At 36.5% G+C, this 7,909-nt stretch carries 8 protein-coding genes; 3 read left to right on the top strand and 5 right to left on the bottom strand.

The genetic code is table 11. The features are described from left to right. Positions 1-328: GDP-mannose 4,6-dehydratase (locus ACTHN6_RS22315; RefSeq protein ID WP_440438003.1), on the top strand; the 328-nt coding region annotated here is incomplete at its 5' end. Between the two features lie 53 nt (positions 329-381). Here ACTHN6_RS22315 and ACTHN6_RS22310 read toward each other — a convergent pair. Then, a complete protein-coding gene (locus tag ACTHN6_RS22310) occupies positions 382-1,629 on the bottom strand; it encodes an arsenic transporter (protein WP_440438002.1) in 1,248 nt (415 codons plus the stop codon). 161 nt (positions 1,630-1,790) lie between these two features. Between ACTHN6_RS22310 and ACTHN6_RS22305 the strand changes: the two genes are divergently transcribed. Next, positions 1,791-2,567, top strand: coding sequence for a hypothetical protein (locus ACTHN6_RS22305; protein WP_440438001.1), 777 nt, complete (start codon positions 1,791-1,793; stop codon positions 2,565-2,567). Positions 2,568-2,766: 199 nt separating this feature from the next. Here ACTHN6_RS22305 and ACTHN6_RS22300 read toward each other — a convergent pair whose 3' ends face one another. From ACTHN6_RS22300 to ACTHN6_RS22285, 4 genes are all read right to left on the bottom strand, one after another. Next, positions 2,767-4,863 (bottom strand): hypothetical protein, encoded by a 2,097-nt coding sequence (locus ACTHN6_RS22300; RefSeq protein ID WP_440438000.1) that lies wholly within the window; start codon positions 4,861-4,863, stop codon positions 2,767-2,769. A gap of 4 nt (positions 4,864-4,867) precedes the next feature. Beyond that, a complete protein-coding gene (locus ACTHN6_RS22295; RefSeq protein ID WP_440437999.1) occupies positions 4,868-5,101 on the bottom strand; it encodes a hypothetical protein in 234 nt (77 codons plus the stop codon). 54 nt (positions 5,102-5,155) lie between these two features. Beyond that, positions 5,156-6,268, bottom strand: coding sequence for a PA0069 family radical SAM protein (locus ACTHN6_RS22290; RefSeq protein WP_440437998.1), 1,113 nt, complete (start codon positions 6,266-6,268; stop codon positions 5,156-5,158). A gap of 403 nt (positions 6,269-6,671) precedes the next feature. Then, positions 6,672-7,184, bottom strand: a complete 513-nt coding sequence (locus ACTHN6_RS22285) for a LexA family protein (protein WP_440437997.1) — start codon at positions 7,182-7,184, stop codon at positions 6,672-6,674. Positions 7,185-7,279: 95 nt separating this feature from the next. Here ACTHN6_RS22285 and ACTHN6_RS22280 point away from each other — a divergent pair, with 95 nt between their 5' ends. Further along, positions 7,280-7,882, top strand: coding sequence for a 2'-5' RNA ligase family protein (locus ACTHN6_RS22280; protein WP_440437996.1), 603 nt, complete (start codon positions 7,280-7,282; stop codon positions 7,880-7,882). The last annotated feature ends 27 nt before the right edge of the window (positions 7,883-7,909 follow it).

Raw genomic sequence — 7,909 nt, 5'->3', positions numbered from 1 at the left:
AAGAATGGCTTTTGCCGAGCTCGGCATTACCATTGAATTTAAAGGCAAGGGAGATAAAGAAAAAGGTTTTGTGGCTGCGTGCTCAAATCCGGATTATTTGCTGGAAACGGGCAGGGAAGTTGTTTGTATTGATCCTGCTTATTACAGGCCGGCTGAAGTTGAACTCTTAATTGGTGATCCTACCAAGGCAAAAACAAAACTGCAATGGGAACCGGCATACACCCTTGCAACAATGGTGAAAGAAATGGTATGGTATGACGTTGAATTATTCAACAGGGAAAAACTATTGAAAGATGCAGGCTATATAATAAAAAACCAGTTTGAATAATCTTCCATTAAGTTGAAAGCCGGGCTCAGGATTAAAACACGAAGCGTAAATAATTATATCCAAAGTGAAGCCAATGCTAATAACAATGCAGGAATCATAACCATCGCGCCGATTTTTAAAAACCGCCAGGCGTTTACCTCATGGCCTTCACGGCGTAGTGCTACAAGCCATAGGATAGTAGCAAGTGATCCTGTGACAGATAAGTTTGGGCCAAGATCAATACCAATCAAAACTGCATTTCTTATAATAACAGGAACAGGTGTCGTTTGTAATACGCTGCCCGCAATTAACCCGGCGGGAAGATTATTGGTAAAGTTAGAGGCAATGCCAATTCCTGCGCCACTTGTAACAGCAGCAAGGTTAGGCGATGTTGCCGCATACTGCGCCAATACATTACTGATGTGTTCTATTAAACCGGTTTTAATTAAAGCTTCCACAATTACAAACAAGCCTGCAACAAGCGGCAGAACACTCCATGAAATATCTTTAATTACATTTAACGGCGATTCACGCGCAATCAGTAAAACCACTAACGATGTTACAACGCCTATTACCAACGTTGGTAACCCTAACTGCATATGAAATGCAGACGCCAGCAACAAACCTATCGCTGCCGCACAAATACCACGTGCCGCAGCTTTTCCGCCCCTTGTTAAATGCGGAATTTCAATATTGGTGGCTATTGGTTGCTTCAAAAATTTTCGTTGCGATTTATATAGCATTAAATAAGTAATGCCAATTGAAACAACTGATGGCAAAATAAAATGCTCCAGCCAAACCAGCAATGGTGGCAAATGCCTTCCATAAATTACAAGGTTAGCAGGATTTGATATAGGCAATACAAACGAAGCTGCATTGGCAATAAAAGCACATATAAAAAGATAGGGCAATGGTTGTTTAACGTTTGCGGCTTTCATAGAAGCTGCTACGGCAGGTGTAAGCACAACTGCAGTGGCATCATTGGATAAAAAAACGGTAACAATAATACCCACCACGTAAATCATTATAAACAATCTTTTAGCAGAACCGTTTGCATGCTTTGTAGCCAGCGCTGCCAGCCATTCAAACAACTTTTCTTCCCTTGCTGTTTCAGCCAGCAACATCATGCCTGTAAGAAATAAATACACATCGGTGCCTTTTGCAATGCCGGTGAACGCTTCTGCGGGAGAAATAAGCTGGGTTATTAATAAGATGAAAGCGGCGCATACAACCCAAATGGCCTCATTTAATTTAAACGGCCTTATAATTACAAAGGCTGTTGTTATTATGGCTATAATCCAGATTGCTGTGTTGGGATTCATGTAATGAAGCCGCGAAATTATTGCTTAAACAATTCTGTACCGCATTTTACCATCGTTTGATTTTGGAGGGGCGCTGAAGGCTTTGAAACATTGTTGTTACAAACAAAACGTTTATATACCGGATGTTTAGAAACTTTTATCTTTCACGCAAAAATCGCAATATGAAAAAGCTTGTGTACATTTTATTACCCGTGATCGTAAGCTGTAATACTTCAACCGGCGTAATAAATATGAATGGCGCTTACACAATGGAAAAACAAAATTTTAAAGGCAATGATATTGATACGAATTCTGTTGAGAACAACCAGCTTAAAATTTATGCAGGCAATGTTATGATGTATACGCTTGTAAACCCATCGCAGGATGTTTCTGCATTTGCAGTAGGCAAATTTTCTGTTAATGGAGATAAGCTGATAGAAAATATTACATACAACGCTACAGAAAACCTGCAAAGCACTGACGTGTTTTCAGATACAGTGAATATTACTAAAAACGATACAGGCTATGTACAAACCATGTCGAAGGTAATGTCTGATAAAGGCGAAATAAAGATCACGGAAACCTACAGGTCAGCCGGTACAAACACACCTACGTTGCTTGATGGAATCTGGAAACAGGTCTCTTCTTATGCCCTGCGCGGTAACGACACCATTAAACACAGTGATATTGAGTACAAGGCTTTTTATGCGGGTTATTTTTCGTATGGTGATTATTATACGGATTCCATACAGCAAAAAAGAACAGGCATCAGTTACGGAACATTTTCGCTTGATAACAGTAATAACCTTACAGAAACCATTACCGCTTCAACCTGGCCGGAATTAATTGGAAAAACTTTTGTGCTGGGTATTACAATCAATGGCAATGATAGTTTTACACAGACCACAGCAAATGCAACCGGCGATAGAGAGATTTCGGTGTATGAGCGGGTGAAATGATAAGAAGATAATTTTTATGTTGCCAGCTTTTGTGTTTTAATTAAGCACGGTTGTGTCACTCCCTTGTACTGATGTTTTTTATGGTGGCTAAGAAACACGTTTGAAAAACTTTGTTTGCTAAATGTGATTCTTTCATGTAATTCTCTGCGTGGAATGAGAGCGATGAAGTAGAGATTTTATGAGTCAGGTATGAAAGAAATTATTTTCCAAAAAGCTTGTCAAAGAAAGGCATGTGCCTATTTCTTGCATATTCTATCAATTTACTAAACGTCATAACTTCAAGATGCATATTTTTATTTGCTTCCATTTTATAATATGAACCAAAAGGTGTTCGTTGCCAACCTTTATCAAGATTGAATTGCTCAAGCAATGGAGGTAAAACATCAATTATTATAAAACCAAACTTTGGTGTTTCCTTTTTTAAAATAACATGTTTCCCTTTATAATTTTTTTTATCAGGAGAATATAAAAAATCATCGAAATATGGTTCAACAAGTATAGAGAATTCCCATCTATAATCATTCTTGTTCTTTTGGTGTGCTGTATCGCCAGGTCTTTTAAATTCAAATATTACCATCGAATTAAGTTCGCCATTACTTTTATCAGCAAAACCAATTGGATTATCAAACATTTTTGGATTTTCTTGTAGCATAATTATATCAGGCTCCTTGCTACTTTTTTTCTGACTAATTGAAGTAATTGATTTATCGCTACCTACAAATTTGTATGTCAGAAACCTTTCATCTAATAACCAAAGGTTATGTGTCTCATAACTTATTTCTTCATTAGTAAATCCTATAGGAAAGATGAGGTTATGAATATCTTCCTCCAATTTATATTTTCCATTATTATCTGCTTCTAAAAATTTATCAAATAAATCAATTATTGCTTTTCTCCTCATCATATAATCTGCCAAGCTATCAATATCGTAAGAAGTTTTTTCTTGAATGGCTTTTTTAATTTTTTGAATGCTTTCCTCATTTATTTGTTTGTTATCAATAAACTCTTGCAAGTTTTTTTCAACACTTTTTCGTGCGTTGAAAGCAATCCTATATAAATGCTCTTCCTTTTTTTCGTCAGTTAAATTAGGAGGAATTGTTTTAAGCAAGTCAGGATTGTTTCTTAGACTATTATATCTTGGAGCCTTTTCAATAATATATTTTTCCAGTTCTCTTTGACTTCTTTCTTTAGTTTCATTTACATGCGAATTAAATTCTTGTTCTAAAACTTTTACTAGTGATTCTTCTATTTCTTCAAAAGAAATTATATCGTTATTTTCAAATAACCTATTTTCTTTTTCCTGCGGAATAGAGAAGCCATTTCTTGCATTATACACATGCTTGTTTAAATAATCAGAAACAATATATACATCAAGAAAATAAAATTTGCCATTTAAAAAAATTGGATAGCTAAATAAGCTATTAATTTTTCCAATATTTTTTGGTTGACCAGCAACTCTTGAATTTGCGCAATAATAGATGTAATGATTTTTCCTATTGCCTTCTTTAGGAACCTTAATGATATAAGCTTTGAAACTTTCTTCTCGTACATTAAAATTTCTTTCACGCTCCTTAGAAACTCGATCGAACAAATCATTTATTACTTCACCTTCTTCAGAATCAGCGTCAAATAATTTAATTGTAGGAAGTTGATTGCTTAAATAATAAATCAAGCAATGATGCATTATTTCCTGTGATAAATCTTCTAAGCTGACCGCAGTTTTATCTTTTATGATAGGATTGAAACAATTATGTAATTCAACGTTTGTTTTAAAATTTTTTTCAGTTGAATCATCAATAGTCATTGAATGTACTTCGTTTTCTGCATCGCAAATAAATGTCCTATATTTCCACAACTCACCTTCTTTATAGTTACTTCTTATATTAATACTTTCAAACGCAGCTAAAACCGTAAATCTACCGACACCTTTACATCCAAATTCTTTCAGTGTTTTTGAAAAAGGAGTTTCGAAAGATTCGAAATTTTTGTTAGTGAAACCTATTCCATTATCTGAAACAATAATTGAGTTAATTGTTTTTGTGTTATCCAGAATTAATTGCTGACTTGGTGATTCACCTCTTAGTATTTTTACTTGAATTTCCTTATGTTCTTGTTTTGATTGCATTAAACTTATTATTGAGTTTACTATGCATTCAAACAGTGGAAGCAAAGCATCCTTTGGAGTTAAATCAACACTTTCAACAATATTCTGAACTGGTACAAACATTTGAGTCTTTAATTTATTAACAACTTGAAAATTACTTATTTTGATATTGTTTCCAAAATAACCCGACATACCTTTATCTTATACTGCGCTTCTTGCACAAATACACCTCAACCTCACCCAACAACCACTCTTTCATCTCATAATCAAAACATTTACTCGATAAAACAAATTCATCAATCTCTTCATCTGTTGGCGGCATAGCAAATTCATAAAAAAATTGATCTTCTTTCGTTGCACGTATTTCATCAATGCTTATGCTTAAAATATCAGCAATCACTTTCCGCAATTGTTTGCATGTTATATTCATTTCAAACTTCTTAATCCATAAATCTTTTAATCCTAAAAATCCCGGTTCAGACAACTAAAACAATCTCCCCTGCGCATCGCCCGGCCTTTTAAACAAGCTCCTGTTCAGGCTCCAGTCTTCTGCATTCATACCATAAAGTTTTCCATACTTGCGGTATTGCTGTGCCACTAATTGCGCAATCGGGCCTTCACCACGCATGCGCACACCCCAGCGCGTATCATTCACTTGCCCATCGTGACTTTTCTCAATTAAATGCCAAACTTTATCGGCCCTTTCCGGGAAATTTTTATAGAGCCAGTCGCGAAACAAAAATTTAATTGCACCATTCAAACGTATAAACGTATAAGCTGTAAACGTTGCGCCATTATCTCTTGCCGCTTTCATTATTCTTTGCATTTCATGTTCATTCAATCCCGGTATCATCGGTCCCATCATAATACCCATGCGCACGCCGGCAGCACTTAATTCATTGATCACTTTTAATTTTTGTTTGGCCGTTGTGGTCCGCGGTTCCATCACGCGTCTTAAATCTTCATTAAACGATGTTATGGAAACCATAGCCGATACAATATTTTTCCTGCCCATATCGGCCAGCACATCTTTATCTTTTAATATCCATGAATTTTTGGTGAGGATGCCAACAGGTTGATTAAACTCGTTACATACCTCCAGCAAGCCTCTTGTTAAACGATATTTTTGTTCGGCAGGCTGGTAACAATCTGTATTGCCGCTTAACATGATGGGCGTGGCATCCCACTTCGGATGCAATAAAAATTTACGCAATAACTGCGGTGCATTTTTCTTTACGATTATCTTTTGCTCAAAGTCCATACCCGCGCTGTAACCCCAGTATTCATGCACATTGCGGGCATAGCAATATATGCAGCCATGTTCGCAGCCGGCATAAGGGTTCATACTGTAACTCATGCCCACATCAGGGCTTTCAACTTTGTTTACAATTGTTTTTACTTCCTGTTCCAGGTAAACGGTTGGCAATGTTTTTTCTTCCCAATCGTCAATGGCTTCAACATGTTCTTTGCTTACTTCATTAATTAAAAATTTATTTTTTGTATTGAATTGTGCGCCGCGGCCATGATGATATGTTGCCGTTTCATCATGGTCTTTGGGCCGCGGTTTTGCGTTGGGATTATCGGTTATGTTTTTCATTTGGAAATGTTTTTATGCTTTTTTAAAATGCATTTGTCACTTTCTTTTGTCTTGATACAAAAGAAAGTAACCAAAGAAAAAATCAAGAAAAAAAGATATTCAGCACTTTGTTTCTTTCGCCTTGATTGAGCTGTTGTGCTGCTGATTCTTCAGCTGTTGTACCTTGATTATTAGGTGCAACAACGTATTTTTATTTAAGCTTCTTAAATATTATGCTGCCTGATTTTATTAAACGATATTGAATTAAACAATCAGGTTAATCCATTAATCCTATAAATCGTGGTTCAGACAATTGCGGTCCGTCACCAAAAAATTATAATTACGCACAACTAACTATTAGAAATAAATAAAGATCGTTGCACAGGGCATCCCTCTTTTTTGGAACGAACGAGGGTGAGGGCTTCTAATAAAACCGTTGCGCCTTCCCGTATTTATCTTTCTGATTGAATTCACTTTTGTTTTTTGTAACAAACAGGCTTCGTTCCAATACATGTATCACGCAGGTTACCACGCCCCATACATGGCTGCGGTCATCAAAGTTGTGAAGCTGGATATTGCTCATGCGCTTATTGGCGCATTGCAGTTCCACAAACGTTGGATTGCGTTGTATTCTTCGCACCAGTAACTCACCGTCGAGTATGGCAACAATTATTTTTCCGCTTGATGGTTTTATGCTGCGGTCAACAATTAAAACATCGCCATTAAAAATGCCGTCTTCCATCATGGCATCGCCATTCATGCGAAAGAAAAAAGTGGCAGGCTTGTTTAAAATAAGCTGCTCGTTTAAATCAATCCCGCGTTCCATATAATCGTCGGCGGCAGCGGCAAAGCCATTGGCATTAGCCGTTTTAACATCATGTTGTGAAAAATTTTTGCTGCCGGCATAAGCGGCCCTGTAACCCTGTTGTGTTTCCATATACTAATAAATTTATTGACTAATTTTTTTAGTAAAATTAAACTAAATTGGTTAGCTTAGCGTTTTAATCAGAAAAAAAAACAAATTGTATATATATGGAACAGCAAGTATTTTTTTCATCCGGTTTGCAATATGGGCTGCCCAGGTTTTTTGAATATTTACTGGTGGTTCATCCCGGCAAAGAAGTTTTTGACCAGATAAAAGCAGAAAAGGAAAATTTTTCGCTGGAGTATAAGGTGAGCATTGCAAAAAAAACATTGCCGCATATAACAATTGCCAATTTTCTGGCTAAGGAAGCCATGGAAGAAACGCTGATTAAATGGATGTATAAGATCATCAGCCATCACAAGAGCTTTGATGTGATGATCAATAATTTTAGCGGTTTTCCCTCATCAAAAACCGTGTATGCCCGCATTCAGGATCATGAGCCGTTTAAGCAACTGGCCACATCGTTAAAAAAAATAAATGAATACATTAATGATAATGGTTTCCCCAATGCCAAGCTCATTAATCATCCGCATGTAACCATTGCAAGGAGCCTGCAGCAACAAGTGTATGAAAAAGCCATCATGGATTATTCGCGCAAAACATTCAATGCCCGTTTTGTGGTTGACGAACTGGTTTTACTAAAACGCCAGAATCAATATGACAAATGCAGACAGGTAAGTGTGTTTAAGTTGGGCACGGCGTTGAATTAATGCCTGAACTGGAATTTATAGGATTAA

This window comes from Parafilimonas sp. (genome assembly GCF_051953455.1).
Lineage (GTDB): Bacteria > Bacteroidota > Bacteroidia > Chitinophagales > Chitinophagaceae > Parafilimonas.
The sequence above is the reverse complement of the archived record's forward strand: the minus strand, read 5'-3'. Positions and strand labels throughout refer to the sequence as shown.